This is a genomic window from Streptomyces atroolivaceus, from assembly GCF_000717025.1.
Taxonomy (GTDB): Bacteria; Actinomycetota; Actinomycetes; order Streptomycetales; family Streptomycetaceae; genus Streptomyces; species Streptomyces atroolivaceus.
In genome coordinates this window covers 1-17,324 of record NZ_JNXG01000031.1, presented here as the reverse complement: position 1 = coordinate 17,324, position 17,324 = coordinate 1, and the positions used below count along the sequence as shown (strand labels likewise).

The 17,324-nt window shown below is 68.6% G+C and carries 12 protein-coding genes and 5 pseudogenes; 9 read left to right on the top strand and 8 right to left on the bottom strand.

All coding sequences use genetic code 11. From position 1 onward, the window contains the following. Positions 1 to 472: 472 nt before the first annotated feature. Entirely contained in the window at positions 473 to 2,947 is a 2,475-nt protein-coding gene (locus OO67_RS35900; protein ID WP_051710258.1) for a GDSL-type esterase/lipase family protein, read from the top strand. 204 nt (positions 2,948 to 3,151) lie between these two features. Here OO67_RS35900 and OO67_RS37570 read toward each other — a convergent pair. Further along, a pseudogene (locus tag OO67_RS37570) lies at positions 3,152 to 3,502 on the bottom strand (helicase associated domain-containing protein); the annotation flags it as partial. 49 nt (positions 3,503 to 3,551) lie between these two features. Here OO67_RS37570 and OO67_RS34780 point away from each other — a divergent pair. Then, positions 3,552 to 3,698: pseudogene (locus tag OO67_RS34780) on the top strand (fic family toxin-antitoxin system, toxin component); the annotation flags it as partial. Between the two features lie 283 nt (positions 3,699 to 3,981). Here the strand turns inward: OO67_RS34780 and OO67_RS34775 are convergent. Beyond that, entirely contained in the window at positions 3,982 to 4,686 is a 705-nt protein-coding gene (locus tag OO67_RS34775; RefSeq protein WP_033305870.1) for a DUF4386 domain-containing protein, read from the bottom strand. Between the two features lie 116 nt (positions 4,687 to 4,802). On the opposite strand from OO67_RS34775, the gene OO67_RS34770 reads away from it, so the two are divergent. After that, complete coding sequence (locus OO67_RS34770) at positions 4,803 to 5,486, top strand: TetR/AcrR family transcriptional regulator C-terminal domain-containing protein (RefSeq protein WP_033305840.1); 684 nt, start codon at positions 4,803 to 4,805, stop codon at positions 5,484 to 5,486. 63 nt (positions 5,487 to 5,549) lie between these two features. Further along, complete coding sequence (locus OO67_RS34765) at positions 5,550 to 5,807, top strand: hypothetical protein (protein ID WP_157841781.1); 258 nt, start codon at positions 5,550 to 5,552, stop codon at positions 5,805 to 5,807. 380 nt (positions 5,808 to 6,187) lie between these two features. Here OO67_RS34765 and OO67_RS34760 read toward each other — a convergent pair whose 3' ends face one another. Next, positions 6,188 to 6,787, bottom strand: a complete 600-nt coding sequence (locus OO67_RS34760) for a TetR/AcrR family transcriptional regulator (protein ID WP_033305838.1) — start codon at positions 6,785 to 6,787, stop codon at positions 6,188 to 6,190. 110 nt (positions 6,788 to 6,897) lie between these two features. On the opposite strand from OO67_RS34760, the gene OO67_RS34755 reads away from it, so the two are divergent. Beyond that, on the top strand, positions 6,898 to 7,719 hold the full coding sequence (locus OO67_RS34755; protein WP_033305837.1) for an SDR family NAD(P)-dependent oxidoreductase: 822 nt from the start codon (positions 6,898 to 6,900) through the stop codon (positions 7,717 to 7,719). A gap of 154 nt (positions 7,720 to 7,873) precedes the next feature. On the opposite strand, the gene OO67_RS34750 is transcribed toward OO67_RS34755, so the two are convergent. The 3 genes from OO67_RS34750 to OO67_RS34740 form a co-directional block, all read right to left on the bottom strand. After that, positions 7,874 to 9,145 (bottom strand): SGNH/GDSL hydrolase family protein, encoded by a 1,272-nt coding sequence (locus tag OO67_RS34750; protein WP_051710255.1) that lies wholly within the window; start codon positions 9,143 to 9,145, stop codon positions 7,874 to 7,876. A 496-nt stretch (positions 9,146 to 9,641) separates the two neighbouring features. Continuing rightward, complete coding sequence (locus OO67_RS34745; RefSeq protein WP_033305836.1) at positions 9,642 to 10,154, bottom strand: carboxymuconolactone decarboxylase family protein; 513 nt, start codon at positions 10,152 to 10,154, stop codon at positions 9,642 to 9,644. A gap of 238 nt (positions 10,155 to 10,392) precedes the next feature. Next, entirely contained in the window at positions 10,393 to 11,286 is an 894-nt protein-coding gene (locus OO67_RS34740) for a sigma-70 family RNA polymerase sigma factor (protein ID WP_244300477.1), read from the bottom strand. Between the two features lie 461 nt (positions 11,287 to 11,747). Between OO67_RS34740 and OO67_RS34735 the strand changes: the two genes are divergently transcribed. From OO67_RS34735 to OO67_RS34725, 4 genes and pseudogenes are all read left to right on the top strand, one after another. Next, positions 11,748 to 12,335 carry an ALF repeat-containing protein gene (locus OO67_RS34735; protein WP_033305835.1) on the top strand — a complete coding sequence of 196 codons (588 nt, stop codon included), beginning with the start codon at positions 11,748 to 11,750 and terminating at the stop codon, positions 12,333 to 12,335. A 724-nt stretch (positions 12,336 to 13,059) separates the two neighbouring features. Beyond that, complete coding sequence (locus tag OO67_RS34730; protein WP_033305834.1) at positions 13,060 to 13,848, top strand: class I SAM-dependent methyltransferase; 789 nt, start codon at positions 13,060 to 13,062, stop codon at positions 13,846 to 13,848. A 55-nt stretch (positions 13,849 to 13,903) separates the two neighbouring features. Then, positions 13,904 to 14,802 (top strand): annotated as a pseudogene (locus OO67_RS38430) (IS5 family transposase). A gap of 158 nt (positions 14,803 to 14,960) precedes the next feature. Further along, complete coding sequence (locus OO67_RS34725) at positions 14,961 to 16,478, top strand: hypothetical protein (RefSeq protein ID WP_033305867.1); 1,518 nt, start codon at positions 14,961 to 14,963, stop codon at positions 16,476 to 16,478. A gap of 55 nt (positions 16,479 to 16,533) precedes the next feature. Here OO67_RS34725 and OO67_RS40965 read toward each other — a convergent pair. Together OO67_RS40965 and OO67_RS39205 are read right to left on the bottom strand one after the other, a co-directional pair. Next, a pseudogene (locus tag OO67_RS40965) lies at positions 16,534 to 17,121 on the bottom strand (winged helix-turn-helix domain-containing protein); the annotation flags it as partial. 54 nt (positions 17,122 to 17,175) lie between these two features. Then, positions 17,176 to 17,324: pseudogene (locus OO67_RS39205) on the bottom strand (IS630 family transposase); the annotation flags it as partial.

Here is a 17,324-nt window from a genome sequence, read left to right as displayed (position 1 = left end):
TCCGCGACGTCCTCGGGCCGAGGGGAGCATGCCCTCGGTCGCCGTCGCACCGAACGCACTCGGTGAGGGCGGGGCGCTGAACGGTTCGCCGGGGAGCCACTCCGCCACGGACCTCGGCGTGGCGGAGGCCCGGAAGCGGGGCCGGCACCGTGGCCGTCGGGAGACCGTCGTACTGCTGAAGGCAGTCCCCGGACGGCGACCGCACGGCAACGCCGCCGCCCCTCCGCTGCCTTGGGACGCACGTCGTCATCCGACGTGCGTCCCGGTGGCCCGGACCCCATACGCGCGGGGAGGGAAGACACCCGACGGACCGAACTGAACATGGCCAGCACGTTCATGGAGGGGCCAAGCAGAGCGAGGTGGAGCGGACCTCACCGGACCGTTACTCGACGACCTGTCCTCACACCCACATCAGCCCGTTCGTCGCGGGGCCCCTGCACCACTCATTCACACTTAGAAAGAAAGGAACTCTGTGCTTCACAGATCCTCTGTACGCATACGCCGAAGAGGAGCGGTCGCAAGTCGCTTCCGGCTTCTCGCGGTCCTCCTCTCGCTCGTCCTGTCCGTCCTGGCCCTGGGGGCACCCGCCCAAGCTGCCCCGGAGCGCTCGGAAGCAACGGGTCCGTGCGTCGTCCCCGATACGCTCGAGACGGGGTTCCCGCAGGCGCTGCAACGGCTCGGGAAGACCGGCTACACGGCGATCAGTATCGGGTGCGCGGCCGACGCTCCGCAGCACATCGCCCGGTTCGCGGCCGCGGCCGACGATGTGCAGATGACCTTCGAAATGGCGGGGCTCGACCAGCGCCTGCTGGAAGAGGAGGCCAAAAAGATTCAGCAAGCGCAGACGGGCGGGCGGTCGCTGAGCGATGTCCTTTTCGCGCGAGCCGAGATGTACAAGCTTGGTGTGTATGAGACCTCTCCGGCGGGTGTCGAGTTCGACGGCACGTTTGAGGCCACGGCCACCGGCTTTGTGATGACCCTGCCGGCCTCAGAGGTCCACCCCGAGTCGAACTGGTGGCAGAAGGGCATCGCCGCCTTTGCGAGCATGGCCGCCGCAGGCGTCGCCAACGTAGTGTGTCTGGCCGCCTTCGCCGTCGGAGCCCCGCCCGCCCTGCCTGTGTGCGGAGCTGTCGGCGGTTTCGTCGGGGGCATGGTCAACGAACTGATCAACGCCGCGTTCGACGGCAGATCATTCGGTGACAGTTCGGTGTGGGCTGAGGCCCTCACCGTCGCCATCCTCGCAGCAATCGGCGGCGCAATCCTGGGTAACGCGATGAAGTGGGCCGAGTTCGAGGCCAATCCCCTCTTCCAGAGACTTGTCGAGGCGATGCGGGGATTCGCACAGAAGCTTCAGGTCGCGTTCCGGACGGCCATCACCTATAGCTCCGACGTCCTTTCCCTGGTGGGGCCGAAGATATACCCGAGCCTCGTCGCCATGGCCAAGAAACTCGGCGTCAGAGCCGCCCCCACAACGCTGAAGGTCATGCCACTAGGAGACTCGATCACCGCCGGGATCGGCAGCCCGACCGCTTCCAGCTACCGCGCCGCGCTGTGGGACGGTCTGACCGCCGACAAGCACACAGTGGACTTCGTCGGAGACCGGCAGTCCGGCCAACTGCCCGACACTGACCACGAAGGCGTCTCAGGCGATCTGATTTCCCAGATCGCTCAGCGGGCACGAGTGTCGGTCCCGGTGCACCGGCCCAATGTGGTGACCCTCCACGCCGGCACCAACGACATGGACAAGAACGTGGACCCGGCCGGCGCGCCGGCCCGGATGGCCGCGCTGGTCGATCAGATCCGCACCGACTCCCCGGGAGTGACGGTCCTGGTCGCCACCCTCGTACCTGCTCGCAATTCGGCCACCCAGAGCCGGATCAACGTGTTCAACAGGGAGATCGTGAAACTCGCCCGGGAGCGGCAGAAGGCGGGCCAGAAGGTCAGGGCAGTCAGCATGGGAACGGTCACCGCAGCTGACGTCCCCGACGGTCTGCATCCCAGTGCAACCGGCTACCGGAAGATGGCCGACGCTTTCCACAGCGCCGTCGACCAGTCTTCCCTGATCGGCTGGTTGACAAAGTCCCAGCCCGGCGATCTGCCGGACTGTTCCGGGGCGACGAACCGCTGGGCGCCCCGGCCAGCATTCGCCAAGGGTGTCGGCGCCAGCCTTCTGGACGTCGAATTTGCGGACATCGACGGGGACGGGCGTGACGACTACCTGGTAGTGGACCGCGACACGGGCGCGGTGAAGGCCTGGCTCAACCGCGGCGGCGACACCACAACCACCTCCGGCTGGATCGAACGCGGCCAGATCGCAGCCGGCGTCCGCCTCACAGCCTACGACCGGATCGAGTTCGCCGACATCGATGGAGACAATCGGGACGACTACCTGGTGGTGAACGCCCAGTCAAACGCGGTGAAGGCCTGGCTCAACCGGGGCGGCGACACGACAACCACCTCCGGCTGGATCGAACGCGGCCAGATCGCATCCGGTGTTGACGGTGAGGGATGGCCGTACTTTGCCGATGTCGACGGGGACAACCGCGACGACTATCTGAAACTCGACAGCAAGGGCGCGGTGAAGGCCTGGCTCAACCGGGGCGGCGACACCGCGACCACCTCCGGCTGGATCGAACGCGGCCAGATCGCCAAGGGCGGCCTGGCGGGGGCCACGGACGCGGTTATGCTCGCTCAGTTCAACTGTGACCGCATGGTCGACTATCTGGTGGTACGAGCCGACAGGTCCGTCGATGCCTGGCTGAACGCCGGAGGCGACTCCGGCGACCGACCCGGCTGGATCTCGCGCGGAAAGATCGCATCCGGTGGTAGCGGTGGTGTGGAAGTCCGCTGGGCAGACCTGGACGGCGACGGCCGCGACGACTACCTCTTGGTCGACAACCGCGGCAAGGTGGACGCCTATCTGAACCGCGGCGGCGACCCCGCCTGAGACGTGCCGTCGGGCCCGGCACCACGGCGGTGGACCACCGCGGTGGTGCGGGCCCGACACCCTTCCTCGTCCTGGCCGAAGCCCGGACAAGCCTTATGACCCGGAGAATCCCACTGACCCCGGGTACTGCGAGGGCTGGCACCGCCTTCTGGTCCCCGTCCATCAGTCGAGGACCTTCGAGGGGACGAGCGGCCTGACCCTGACTCATTGTGGAAGCTGCGGCCGGCGAGCGTGTCCCGCCCACCGTCCGAGGTCTTCGCCCTGGCGCACGGCGGCGCCGGGCTCGGTCGGCAGCAAGTGGCCGGCCGCCAGGTGAAGCCGGACGAGGTCGAAGCAGCGCTGCCACTCCACCGGCCAGGCAGGGCACCACGACGGGTCGATGTCCTCCAACTGCTCACGCCGCGCCTCCGATAACGCCCCGGCCGTTGACTCCACCGCCAGGCCCTCGGCACGCCGCTGCTCGATCTCGGCCGCCTTGCGGGCGGCGGCCCGCTGGTTCTTCAGCCAGATGCCCGCCCGGTACCCCTGGTACGTGGCATCGAGCGGGGCCAGGAGGTGCCCGCTCGTCTCGGCCTGCCCGCGCGCCGCCGCGAGACCTTCTTCCCACGCGACCGAGGCCTACCTGGCCCTCACCGCGCATGCCCTGGACTACCCGCCCGAGGCCGCCGTCGCGCTGGTACGCGACGCGGCCTGCGGAGCCCTCGGCGTCGCCCGGATCGCCCGGCAACTGTGCGACTGGACTGCCACCTGACCCTTGCGGGACGCGCACTCCGGGCAAGGACGGGGCGCGGAAGGGCAGGCGCCTGCGGCAAGCGCCTGCCGGAAGTGGTGATGAGCGGATGCGGTGCTTTCGCGTCCGAGTTGGTGCTCCTCATCCAGCTTGTTCGTCATGCCTCCGGTGCTGACCACCGCCAGCGGCCGCTGATGCCGTTCGAGCGCGTGTTGGTCGTTGTTTCTCGCAGATCATGACGTTTCGCTGTCCGGGCAGGGCTGGCGCGTCCCCGGACGGCTCTGTCGTCAAGCTCGGGCCGACCTCACCGACGGACACCTGTCGGATCAGCCGCCTCTCCGTCTGCCCGGGACGCGGCGCCTGAGCCGGGCCCGAACCCCTTGGCGATCAGCCACCCGGCCAGCGCCAGCTCCCACGCGAACACCGGGAGTGCGGCGACCGCCCCCGCCACGGAGAGCTGCGGGTAGGCCCCGAACATCACGGCGACGGCCGAGGCGCAGATCAGCGGCCCGCCAACCAGGCCGAGCACGGCGATGAAGCGCGGCACGAGCCGTGTGCGGTAGGCAAGGTAGGCAAGCAGGACGCTGTTCAGGCCGAGGGCGATGTTGGGTCCGAGCAGGAACGTCCAGTCGTGCACGGCCACCAGCGCGACGTCGGCGCCTGCCGCCGCCTCCGTGTCCCGCCGCAGGGTGACGAGCGCCAGGACGGCGACGATCCCGAGGGTGATGACGGCCGCCTCCAGCAGCCGCCCGAAGGCGTACCCGAGCGCGAGACCCTCGCCGTGGCGCCGCAGGACGGGGAACAGTGCCGCCCCGGTACCGGCCACCGCCACCACCAGCACCACCTCGCAGAGCACCCCGAGCAGCGCCCGCATGTCGGCGCCTTGCGCGAGCCGGCCGTCCGCCGCTCCAAGCAGGGGGCGGTACAGAACGGCCCCGGCTATCGCGGCGGCCTCGGTCAGCAGGAACAGCGACCCGGTGGCCACCGCGGTTCTTCGATCCGGACTCATCTTCTCGGTACCTCTCACTCGGTGGTGGTGTACGCCGTACACCTGGCGGAGCATAGGTGTACGGCGTACACTCGTCAAGGAGAGGGCGTCGTCGAGGAGGGAAAGGGCCGACCGGAATGACCCGACAGGAAGCAACACCCACGCACCGGACCCCCCTGAACAAGGACCGCGTCCTGCGGGCCGCCGTCGCGCTCGCCGACGCCACCGGCATCGACGCGCTCAGCATGCGCAGGCTCGCGCAAGAGCTGGACGTCGTACCGATGGCCCTCTACAAGCACGTGGCCAACAAGGAGGAGCTGCTCGACGGCATGGTCGACACAGTGGTCGGCGAGATCGACCCGCTGACTGCGGGCCCCGACTGGCAGAGCGCGGTCCGCGGGCGGATCCTCTCGGCCCGACGGGTCCTGCTGCGCCACCCCTGGGCGGCCCGGGTCATCGAGTCGCGGACCGGCCCTACCCCGGCCGTGCTGGCGTATCTGGACTCCATGGCCGGGAGCTTCCGGGACGGCGGCCTCTCCGCCGACCTTACGCACCACGTCATGCACGCGATGGGCAGCCGCCTGCTCGGCTTCAGCCAGGAACTGTTCGACACCTCGGGCCCTTCCGGCCCGCCGGGCCCCGAGCTGGCGGCGCGCTACCCGCACATCGCGGAGCTGGCCGCGACGGCCGCACACGACGGGAGCTCCCCGGTCGGGGGCGGCTGCGATGACCAGTTCGAGTTCGAGTTCGCCCTCGACCTCCTCCTGGACGGCTTCGAAAGCCTCCGCTGCCAAGGCTGGACGTCCGCACGGAAGGCGTAGCGGGTGCGGAGGTGGAACGAGGTCATCGCGCCCATCGCTGAGCATGCCACCGCGCAGAGAATCATGATCTACACGCACGACAGCGCCTTGCGGCCCGAACTTGAGAAGCGCATCGGGGCGGCAGGGGTCGGTGCCGTTCTCAAGGGCCATCCCAACTGGGTCGACACCGTCGGCTGGGAGGAGCCCGCTCCACCGGCTTCCGGTAACTACGCCTCGTGGCAGGACAAGCTGAACCGGTATGGCTCCCCGGCCGTATCCGTTCCGCCGGCCACCACTTGGACGAAGGAATTCTCGTCCTGGCTGAGCGGAAAGTGCCTCTGAGGCACTGACCGGTGCGGGGAGGACGGAGATCAAGCGCTGAGTCCCACCGACCGGCGTTCGGACAGAGGTGCGGGTGCCTCCGGAGTCCCGCCCGTGCTCGGGGAAGGTGCCGCCGGCCTTGAACGCCAGACCGACAGCACCTGTACACGAGATCGGTAGGCACTCGAAGCGCCACTGAAATCGAACAGTGCACGGTTGGGGGCGGCACAGGACCCCAAGTCGGACGCCGTCGAGCCACCGAGCGTGCGGCCGCCTGCGATCCGAAAGGGCACCACGCTGATGCTCTTCCCGGGCCCGACACACCAAGGTTGAGATGGCGGCGTGCAGGAGCGACCGCCGACTGTCGCCCGGTCGGGCTCTGCGTTGCGCCCCCTTGTGGGTCAGGGGCCGAAGGCTCTGAGGGTCACGTCGACGAGTGAGTCGGCGTATGCGGGGGTCAGCGGACCGCTGCGGTGCAACCACCGTTGGAAGAGGGGGGCGTAGAGCACTTCGAGGACGAGGTCGAGGTCGGCCTCGGGGTCGAGCTGTCCGGCCCTCTGGGCGCTGCGCAGGCGTGTCTTCTTCGCCTCGTCCAGCGGCTGGGCCAGTTTCTCGCGGTATTCGGCTGCCAGTGCGGGGTCGTTGGCGATCTCGGTGTTGAGGGCGCGGATCAGCTTGTCGAAGGGCGGGTCGCTGAACTCGTGTGCCGTGGCGCGCATGACGAGCTTGAGGTCGGTGGCGAGGTCACCCGTGTCCGGAAGCGTGACCGACTGCCCGTCGGCGTCCTCGCTCAGGGCGAGAAGGGCGGCGAAGACGATCGCGCTCTTCGAGGGCCACCGCCGGTAGATCGTTTGCTTGCCGACGCCGGCGCGGGCGGCGATGGCTTCGACCGTGACCTTCTCGTATGCCTCCTCCATGACCAGGGCACGGGCGGCCGAGAGGATGGCCTGACGGGATCGTTCCTTGCGCCGGGAGTGATCCGGCCCCTTCTCGTACGTCATACGGCGACCCTATCCCCAAAAGAAACGAGACGGTCCGTATTGCAGTGTGGAGGTCGACGGTCTACAGTGAAAACGAGACGGCTCGTTTAGTTTACTGAGAGTGAGAAGCTGTGAGTGATTGTCGTGTCTGGCTCATCACCGGTGCCTCCCGCGGCCTGGGCAGGGCGTTCGCCGAGGCTGCCTTGGCAGGCGGCGACCGTGTCGTCGCTGTGGCTCGCAGCGTCGGGCCCTTGGAGGAACTGGCCGGGAAGTATCCCGATCATCTGGTCCCGCTCCCGCTGGACGTTGCTGACCGCCAGGGTGTGTTCGCCGGGGTGGAGCGAGCCGCAGCTGCGTTCGGCAGGCTGGACGTTGTCGTCAACAACGCGGGCGGAATGCTCTACGGCATGGTGGAAGAAGCCACGGAGGAGCAGATCCGCGCCCACATGGATGTGAATTTCTTTGGCGCGGTGTGGGTGGCCCAGGCAGTCGTGCCCCATCTGCGCGCCCACGGCGGGGGACGGCTCCTCCAGGTCACCTCGATGGGCAGCGGTGGTGGTATGGCCACCGTCGGCTTCTACTGCGCGGGCAAGGCGGCACTGGACTCGGTGAGCGAGGCGCTCGCGATGGAGGTCGAAGGGTTCGGTATCAAGGTCACCATCGTGCAGATGGGCGGTTACGACACCGGACTGTTCACTGCCGGCACCACGAACACCGAGCCTCTGGCGCAGTATCAGCCCCTGCGTACCGAGATGGAGGCGATGTGGGGCGACGCCGTCGCCCCCGAGCCGGAGACCGCCGCCCCCGCCATCATGGAGCTGGCCCGGCTCCCCGACCCGCCCCGGCGCCTGATCGTCGGCAGCCAGTCCTTCGACCACGTACTGGAGATGGACCAGGCCCAGGCCGACCTGTACCGGTCCTGGGAGCACCTCAGCCGTATCGCACCAGGCTGATCGGCTCGGTGCCCGGACGTGCGGACGCGCTTCGCTGCCCGAAACGAAGCCGGATGGACAGGGAGGCCGACGCCTGATTCGCGACAGGGATGGTCCGGCCCATGGGCGAGGGAGAGTTGAGCATGCCGACGGGCGCGGCGCGAGGGGCGCCGTTTCATTGCTCCAGCGCGGTCAGATCTATCGCGTCGGCCATAGCCCGGTATCCGGCGGAGTTTGGATGGATGTGGTCGCCCATGTGCAGGTCCTGCCGTATGCGGCCGGTGCCGTCGGTGTCCAAGGCGCGGGCGAAGTCGACAACGGCGTCGTACTCGCCGCTGGTCCTGATCCAGCGGTTGACCTGGGTACGGACCGTATCGCCTGCGGAGGTCCAGGCCGCCGCGCCGCGGTAGGGGGTGAGCGTGGCGCCCACAGCCCTCACTCCGCGGGCGTGGGCGGCGCGGATCACTGCGCGATGCCCGTCGATCAGCTGCCGTGCGGTAACCGGTGGGCCGGCGCTGTGGGTGCCACCCTGCGCAGCGTTGCTCTGCTGGATGTCGTTGATGCCCATGAGCACGATCACCGTGCCGACACGGGGCTGTTCGAGGACGTCCCGCGCGAACCGTGCGACGCCGGCGTCGCCGCCGAGGGGCGAATCGGTGAGCAGCTTGTTGGAGCCGATGCCGGCGTTGAGGACGGGGTGGGGTCGCCCGGCGGCGAGGAGGCGTTCGGCAAGGATGTCGGGGTAGCGGTCGTCGCGGTCGATGGTCGCACCGAATCCGTCGGTGAGGGAGTCGCCGAAGGCGACGACCGAGTGGGGCGGGGGGCGCTTTCCCGAGGTCTCGACGCCTTCCAGGTAGTACCAGGACCCGTAGGCGGGCTCGACTTTGTCGGTGTAGTGGACGGCGGCTGGGTCGCGGTGGTGCTCACCGGCGGCACGGTAGGTGGTGGTCATGGACAGCTGGTGGTAGGTGGCTGGTCCGGTGGCGCCCCGGAAGTACAGGCTGATCGTGAGGCGGTCGAACGGTTCGGTGGGCAGGGAGACGGGGTCGCTGACGGCGCGCCCCTTCGCGGGGATGGTGGTGGAGTGGGAGCCGGCGAATCGCAGGGGGCGCATGGTGCCCGGGTGCACGGCCGCGGCGCCGGCGGTGTGGCCGATGCTGGCACCGGTGAGCTCCAGCGGTGTGTCGCTGTAGGCGTTGGACAGCCGGATCCTGACCTGGGCGCCGCCGCTGTGGACGCGGACGACCTGCCGCACCGAATGGTTGGTGAAGCCTTGCTCGGCCCACGTCTCGAACCACGGTGCCGCGGAGGGCCGCATGACCGGGGTGGTCCACGCGCCATGCCAGAGGCCGGAGCCGGAGGCCGAGGGTGGGACCAGGGGCGCGGGGGCGGCTGTGACGGGCGCGGCGTGTGTGGGCGGACAGGGCCGGGGCTCGAATGAACTCATCGCTGGACGCTCTTCCTTCGGGGTGTTGTGGTGGGTCGGCGAGCCCGGCGGCGATCGGCTCGGTCGCCGCCGGCCCGTGCGGGCACGCGCAGTTCCTGGGCGTACATCGGAAGCCGGCGAGGGCATCCCAGCCTGGCGTTCCGCTGCAACTGGCATCCTTGACCGGCGTGCTCGTCCGATCATGCGGGCGCCGTGTTCTACGACGTCGACGGCACCCTGCCCCCGCTACGAGTTCGTCGATCTTCCTGGAGGCGTCCTCGGCCATCAGGGCGAGTTGGCCAGGCGAAGCGCCTACGCCGCTGACGACCTGGACAGCCGGCGGCTCACCGAGCTGGATGAGGCAGGCTGGGGGAGGGGCTCCAGAGGACCGGGTTCCGGGTGACTCGATGGACTTCCATGGTCTCGGGTCACCACGACCGTCACGGTGGACGACGACGCGCGAGGCGCGCCACCCGCTTCGAGTTGCTCGACCACGGCCAATCGTGACCGCCGGCGCCTACTCGGACGTGGAAGTGCGCCACTGGTCGGCCATCGAGACGCCGGGCAAGGGCTTGCCGATCAGCGCGAGGGGAATGAAGAAGTTGACCTGTCCGATCGCCATGGCGAGGGTGGCCAGTGCGGTGGCGTCGTACTCCTTGGCCGCCCGCGTGTACAGGTCGTCGGAGACTCGCTCCCCGTGCCCGGCGGGCGTGAGGACGGCTTCCGCCAGCTCCAGTGCCACCCGCTCGGCCGGCGTGAAGTAGGGGGCGTCCTTCCAGGACGCGACGGCGGCGATCTTCTCCTCCGGGACTCCCGCGCGGCGTGCGTTGGCGGTGTGCATAACCGTCATGTAGGTGTTCTCGACAAGCTGCCCGGCGCGCAGGTGGACCAGGGTAACGGTGCGCCGCGGGACCGTTCCATTGCCGCTGATCTTGAACAGGGCAGCGCTGACGTCGCCGAGCTCGGGGACCAGCTGCTGCGGGTCGGAGAACCGGGAGGTGAAACCGAGGTCGGTGGCCGTCTCGTTCATGGAGAGTGTCCCTTTCCTTGAGCAGGCTGCTTGCCGGCCCGCTTGATGTTCGTTCACTGCACTGACGTCGCCCACGGGACGAAGGTGACCGGCCGACACGGATTCATTCGGCCGGTCGTGCAGCGGTGCCGCGGACGCGTCCATGACGTCGGCCCTGCCCCGAGGACACAGAGTCCTCGGGGCAGGGCCGACAGCGGAAGACCGCTCCTCGGGTGGTAGAGGGCCGGCAGCGAAAGGGTCAGTCCTGGGCGGGTCCAAGGTCGAGTCGGGCCAGACGTCGAGGGTCGGACAGGATGTCGATCGCGGTGATCCTTCCTCCGGTGACGGTGAAGCTCATGACGGACAGCGGCTGCCCGTCGAGGGTGTTGACCAGGCCAGCGGAGCCGTTGACCAGCGCCGGATGAGTGGTGGCGGCGGTGGCCATCCGCTGGAAGGTGTCGAGCTGCCCGGCCACGGCGGCGGCGCCGCGGATCGCCCGCAGGCCTCCGGTCAGTGCACCGCCGTCCACGCGCAGCACCACGTCCGGGTCGAGGAGGGCCAGCAGGGCATCGAAGTCGCCGCCTCGGGCGGCAGTCAGGAAGGCGTCCACCACTCGGCGCCTGCCGGACATGTCCGGGTCCGGGGGAGGCGCCGCGCCGCGGACCCTCAGCCGGGCCCGGCTGGCGAGCTTCTTGGCCGTCGCGGGGGTGCGGTCGACGATCGGCGCGATCTCCTCGAACGACAGCCCGAACAGGTCGTGCAGCACGAACGCCAGCCGCTCCGCCGGGCTGAGCGACTCCAGCACCACCAACAAGGCCAGCCCGACCGAGTCCGCCAGCATCGCCTGCTGCTCGGGGTCGGTCTCGCCCTCCCTGCTGATCACCGGATCGGGCAACCGGTGCTCCAACGGCTCCTCGCCGCGCCGCTTGCGGGCACGGAGCATGTCCAGGCAGACCCGGCCGACCACGGTGGTCAGCCAACCGCCCAAATTGTCGATCCGGCGGTCATCGGAGCCCGCCAACCGCAGCCACGTCTCCTGGATCGCGTCGTCCGCCTCGGCCAGGGAACCGAGCATGCGATACGCGACCGCACGCAGATGAGGCCGGTGTTCCTCGAACCGCATGGCCAGAAACTCAGGTGGATTCACCATCACAGACCTTTCTCGGACGGGTATCGCCTACCTGACGTCCCGCACCCCCGAAAAGTGACCGCCGTCTTCCGCCGGATTCGTTGGCGGCACAGCCCGGCAGACGAGACGGCCCCCACCCTTCTCCACCACATGCCCGGGCCCGTCACCGCTGCCCCAGGAAATCGAATCGCCCCGACAATGACGCACCCGCCAAAGGCCGAAAGCCGGTCCGCCCGGGCCGAGCCGCGCGCGTCGCCCCACGAGTGCCGTACGACGGCTCGTCGTCGCCGGCTGCCGCCACTCGTCGCCCTGGCCGGCTGCAAAGCGGCGACAAGTGTCTTCCCATCATGACTTTTGAGCCCAGTGGAGCTGAAGGGTGTCCCGCCCCCGCCGGGCACTGACGTTGTCAGACCTGCCCCGTAATCTAGGAAGGAGACGGTGAGGACATCAACTCGCCGACGGACACGAGAAAGTGAGCACTCCCCTTGCGACTGCATCACGTACTCCCCGGCATCGCCGCAGGCATCCTCGTCCCGGCCCTGCTGCTCGCCACCCCGTCCTTCGCCGCCGCCGCCGCGGCGCCGACGGCCGTGACGGCGGCGTCCTCGTCGGCTGACGAACCGGACGACGCTGATGACCTGAGGGTGGCGATAGCCCGGATCCTCGCCGACCCGGACAGCGGTCGGCGGGTGACACAAGAGGCCAATGCGCTCTTGGACGCGAACGACCCCGACGCCATGCGCGCCTGGCTGGAGACCGGCTACCGGCTCGCCCAGGCCGAGGACGACCGCGTCGCCATCACACGCATCCTCGCCGACCCCGACAGCGGCAAGCGCGTGACCGCCGAGATCAACGCGCTCCTGGACGCGAACGACTCCGACGCGATACGCGCCTGGCTGGAGACCGGCTACCGGCTCGCCCAGGCCGAGGACGACCGCGTCGCCATCACACGCATCCTCGCCGACCCGTCTATCAGCCCGGCCCTGCGCGCGGCAGCCGGAGCCGCTCTCGACGACAACACGCCGGAAGCGCTGCGCCACTTCCTGGAGGTCGGCAGGTACGAGGCCGGCTGACGAAAGCCCCCCTGCTCGCAGCGCCCCTCCGTCCAGACAGCGGCTGCCGGACGGGGACCGCGAGGACCCGCTGACGGACGTGCACCCCGACTCCTGACACCCGGCATAAGACCGATCGAGAGGGAGTCTCGCGTGGTTCTGAGGCCGCAGCTGCACCGCCCCGTCGGTGTCGAGGCGGGCGAGCGACGCTCGCTGCTCGGGATGGTCTCGGCACCCCGCGGGGCACCGCGCACCTGGTGCACTTCCTGTGCTCCCCGCAGGGGCAGTGGGTTCAACAAGCAACTGCTCCGAGGCGGTCGATGATGCGGTCGGCGGCGGACTTGGAGACGCCGAACAGCGGGGCGAGCGGACGCGAGCCGCTCCATCGAAGCTCCAAGCCGCCCACACCATGCTTGACTCGATCGTCCACGCAGGCGAACCGGTCACCGTCCGGGCCAGCAGCAACGGATAGGGACCGAGCCCCACGGCGGACGGCGCTACAACCTCACCATCACCATCCGGCCAACCCTGACGCCTTCGGCATCGTCTCGATCTGTCGCCCACAACCAATAACGGGACAGCCTTTTAGTACTCCAGTGTGGTTTCGTGATCACGTGCGGGTCGACTGCGCCCGGACCTGCCCGAAGTTCGTTGAGTCGAGCCGCAGTTGCAGGCGGGCTCTGTGGGCACACATACCGATGGTCGGGCCAGGAACCGAACTACTGCAGCACACGTCTCCCGCACCATGACCTCAAGCGAGCACCAAGAGCACACGATTTCCACCAGGCTGGTCTCGCCGTCCTCGGTGAGTGTGGATCCGTCGAAGAGCAACGACTACAACAGCTTCGCCGAGGCGTACACGGCCGCGAACGAAACCAACCTGGTCAATGCCTACTACGAGCGGCCCACGATGCTGGCCCTCGCTGGAGACCTGGCCGGCCGGCGGATCCTTGACGCCGGCTGTGGCTCGGGGGCCTTGTTTGCCGCGCTGCGCGACCGTGGCGCCATGGTGAGTGGCTTCGACTCGAGTGCCAGGATGCTGGGGCTGGCTCGGCAGCGGCTCGGCGATGGTGCGGACCTGCAGGTGGCGGACCTGGGCAGCCCGCTTCCCTACCCTGATGACACGTTCGACGATGTAATGGCGTCCCTGGTGCTGCACTACCTGGAGGACTGGGGGCCGGCGCTGGCCGGGCTGCGACGCGTACTCAAGCCCGGCGGTCGGCTGATCGCGTCTGTCGACCATCCCTTTGCCGTCAACCTCATTCACCGCGAGGCCGGTCGCGAGGCCGAGTGCGACTACTTCGACACCACCAACTGGACCGTAGAGTGGACCGTGAGCGGCCAGACCACCCTGGTAAGTCGCTGGACCAGGCCGCTGCACGCGATGATCGAGGCTTTCACCGGGGCCGGTTTCCGGATTACGGTCATCAGCGAGCCGGAGCCTGATCCCGCCGCCCGCGAGCTGTTTCCCGAGGCCATCGCGGCCGAGCCGCGCTTCCTGTGCTTCCTGTTCTTCGTACTGCAAGCGGATTAGGCACTGTTTCTCGGATCTCCTGACGCGGGTGGGGTGTTGGGGCCAGGCTGGCTGTATGGGCCGTGGTGATCTGACGAATGCGGAGTGGGATCGGCTGGAGTCGTTCTTGCCTCCTGGTGGTGCGCGTGGTGGGCGGTGGAGCGACCACCGCCGGGTGATCAACGGGGTGCTCTACCGGGTGCGGACCGGCGTGCAGTGGCGGGATCTGCCGGAGCGGTTCGGGCGGTGGGAGACGGTCTACAAACGACATCGCCGCTGGTCAGCGGATGGGACCTGGCAGATGCTGCTGTCTCGCATCCAGACAGCCGAGGACGCCGCCGGCGGGATCGACTGGGACGTGGCGGTGGACTCGACAGCGGTTCGAGCCCACCAGCACGCTGCCGGCGCGAGGAAGGGGTCCCCGGCCGCCGTTCCTCAAAAGGGGGCCGGACAGGGGACGAACCAGGTCGATCCGGTACTGCGGAAACTGGCCGCCCGTCTGGAGGAGGTGGTCAGATCGGCGAGTGTCTGGGACGTTCCCGCGGCGGATTCACCACCAAGATCCACCTCGTCGCCGAGGGACGATGCCGGCCCCTCGCGTTCGTCCTGACACCCGGACACTACGGTGACGGACCCCAGCTCGAGCGGGTCCTGGAGCAGGTATCGGTGCCCCGAACCGGAGTCGGCCGGCCTCGCACCCGGCCCGACCGTGTCCTGGCGGACAAGGCCTACACGTCCCGCAGAAACCGCCGTTACCTGCGACGGACCAACAAAGACACCGCAAGAACCGGGGTTCCCGAGGCGGTCGACCCACCGGCTTCGACAGCGAGCGCTACAAGAAACGCAACACCGTCGAACGCACCCATCAACCGGCTCAAAGGCTTCCGGGCCGTCGCCACCCGCTACGAGAAACGCGCTTACATCTACCTCGGTACCGTCACGCTCGCAGCCCTCGTCATCTGGCTCAGAACATGATCCGAGAAACAGTGCCTAATCGGGCACCCCTGGCTGCGCTTCAGTTGGTGAGCTTGGCCAAGTATGGCGCTCAGCACGTGTCCGGGTGTCGTCGCCAACATCTCGGTGACGTCAAAAACGGCGAGCCATTCGGTCACCATCCAGGCAGGATGCTCTCTGTGAATCATGTTTTGTGCGGGCTGGCTGCCAATGCCGCCCTGCCGTCCGAGCTGGTCGACCAGCTGATCGAGGTCGCGGACGCTGATATCGCTGCGGACCTCGCTCGTCGCGAGGATCTCAGCCATGCGCAGGCGGTTGCCCTGGCATCGCGCGTTGAAGAGTGCGCCGCATGGCTTGCGTCCGAGGGCCGGCTGACCACCGCCGACATCGATCCCGCAGCACAACCGCACGCCGCCCTCGCCTTGCTCTGCGAGCATGTTGACAGCCCGGACTGGGCGCGACTCTTCGCGACGGATCCAGTCTTCGAGCACCGGGAGAAGCTGGCTGCCTGTTCCGGTCTCCCATCCGATGTAGTGAAGACGCTTGCCGCTGACGCGGACGTACGGGTCGTCGCGGAGCTCGCATTGTGGACTACATCTGAAGTTGCCGGCAGGCTCGCGGGGCATCCCCATGCCGAGGTCCGCCGCGCAGCGGCGGCCAACGAGGCGACGCCCCCACCCATCCTGGCGGCGCTGCTCACCAGCGAGGGCCTGCCCCCGGCGCAGCAGTGCCTGGTCTGTGACCGCGAAGAGACGCCGTTCGTACACGATCCGCAATGCCGGCGAAACGAATGCGATCTGCTGCCGGGTGACTCCTGCGACGGCGCCCACCAGTCCACCGTGCAGGAGACGCAGCGGATGGCACTGCAGAACCCGGCCACGCCCACCGACGCCGTCATCCGCTTCGTCAATCATCCCTCACCGCTGCTTCGCTGGGCGCTCGCCGCTCGCCCCGACCTGCCGTCGGAGGTATACGGACAGCTCGCCATGGACTCCCACTCTGGTGTCCGAGCCGACCTGGCCGAGAATCCCGCGATCGAGGACTCCGTGATCCGAACGCTGGCCGGCGACCGTGGCCACGACGTGCAGCGCAGGCTCGCCCACAATCCGCGCGTCCCACTCGACGTACTCATCCGCCTGGCGGGCACCACCAAGATCGGCGCAACCCTGCTGCCACGAATCGCCGCCGCCGCTTCCGCCGAGGTTGAGGAACTCGCCCAGTCGCCGGAGCCGGCTGCGCGGATGCTCGTGGCTCAACGACGAGATCTGCCGACCAGAGTCCGCGACGCGCTGGCCACCGACCCCGACGCGAAGGTGGTCAAGTCCCTTGCGTCGCACCCAGGCCTTTCCGAAGCGCAGTTGCGCGCCATGGTCGACAAACACGGAGTTCGTGTCATCGCCAAGGTGGCGGCCAACCCGGACGCGACTGCGGCGCTGCTGGAGGACCTGACCCGGCACGAACCCCCGGTACAGAAAGCGTTCCGCGAGATCGCCCGGCACCGCAACGCGACGGGCCTGGCGCTGCACAACTGCTTGGCAGACAGGCAGGCACGGCCCCTAGCCGCCGGCCATCCGGCCCTTCCACCGCAAGTCATCATGGAGCTGCTCACGGATCCCGACTGGCAGGTAGTGGAAGCCGCAGCGGCCAACCCGTCGCTACCGCTCGCCACGATGTCGGCTCTGGTGCACCAGCTGTAGTCGTTCTGCTCGCCAAGCTGACGTTCACATCAGATCGGGCGCACCGGAGGAGTGGGGTGAGCCAGTCGTTTTCGGCCTCGTACCGTTTCAGCCCAGCAGCGAGGTGGGTGTTCAGATTGTCCCAGACCACCACGATCGGCCCGCCGAGCTGGATGTGAGCGCGGACCAGCAGATCGCGGTAGTCCTGCCAGGAGAAGCTCTTGCGTGCGCCCTTGAGCGGGATCTGCCTCTCACCCGGATGACGGGGGTGTGTCCGCGCCGGCCCCAGGTGCGGGCGCGGGGCGGCGTCATGGAGAATCCGGCTTCGTCCTCGAAGACGATCCAGCCCCCATGGGCCGCCGCGAGGCTTTTACCCGCGGCCACACCTCCTTCTTCCACAGCTCGACGGCGTGCTCGTCGCGTTCGAGGGCTCTGCGGGCAGGTGCCTGCCACGACCAGCCGTGCCGTTTCAACAGCCGCCACACCGTTGCCACCGACAGACTCACTCGCAGTCGTCGGCGGATCACCGTCTGGACCCGGGCCAGGGTCCAACGCTCATCGTGGTCTTCTCACCCGCCGCGAACCGCTCGCCGGCCTTCAGCCGGATCCCCTCACGAAACGCCCGACGCTCAGCAGTCAGGCCCCCGCCCTCCGGATAACGCATACCACCGGCATATCGCAGGGATCATGAACCGTCACTACCCGACGACACCCCGAAAACCTCAGGTTCGCCGGCCTCGGGTATGACCTCGCCGTCGGCGATCGCGTAGAGGTGCTCGACCCGGGCCTTCTTCGCCGCGTAGTCGGGGTCGCGGGAGGTCTTCCAGGTCTTCAGGCGTTGAAAGGAGACGCCTTCCTCGCGGAGCA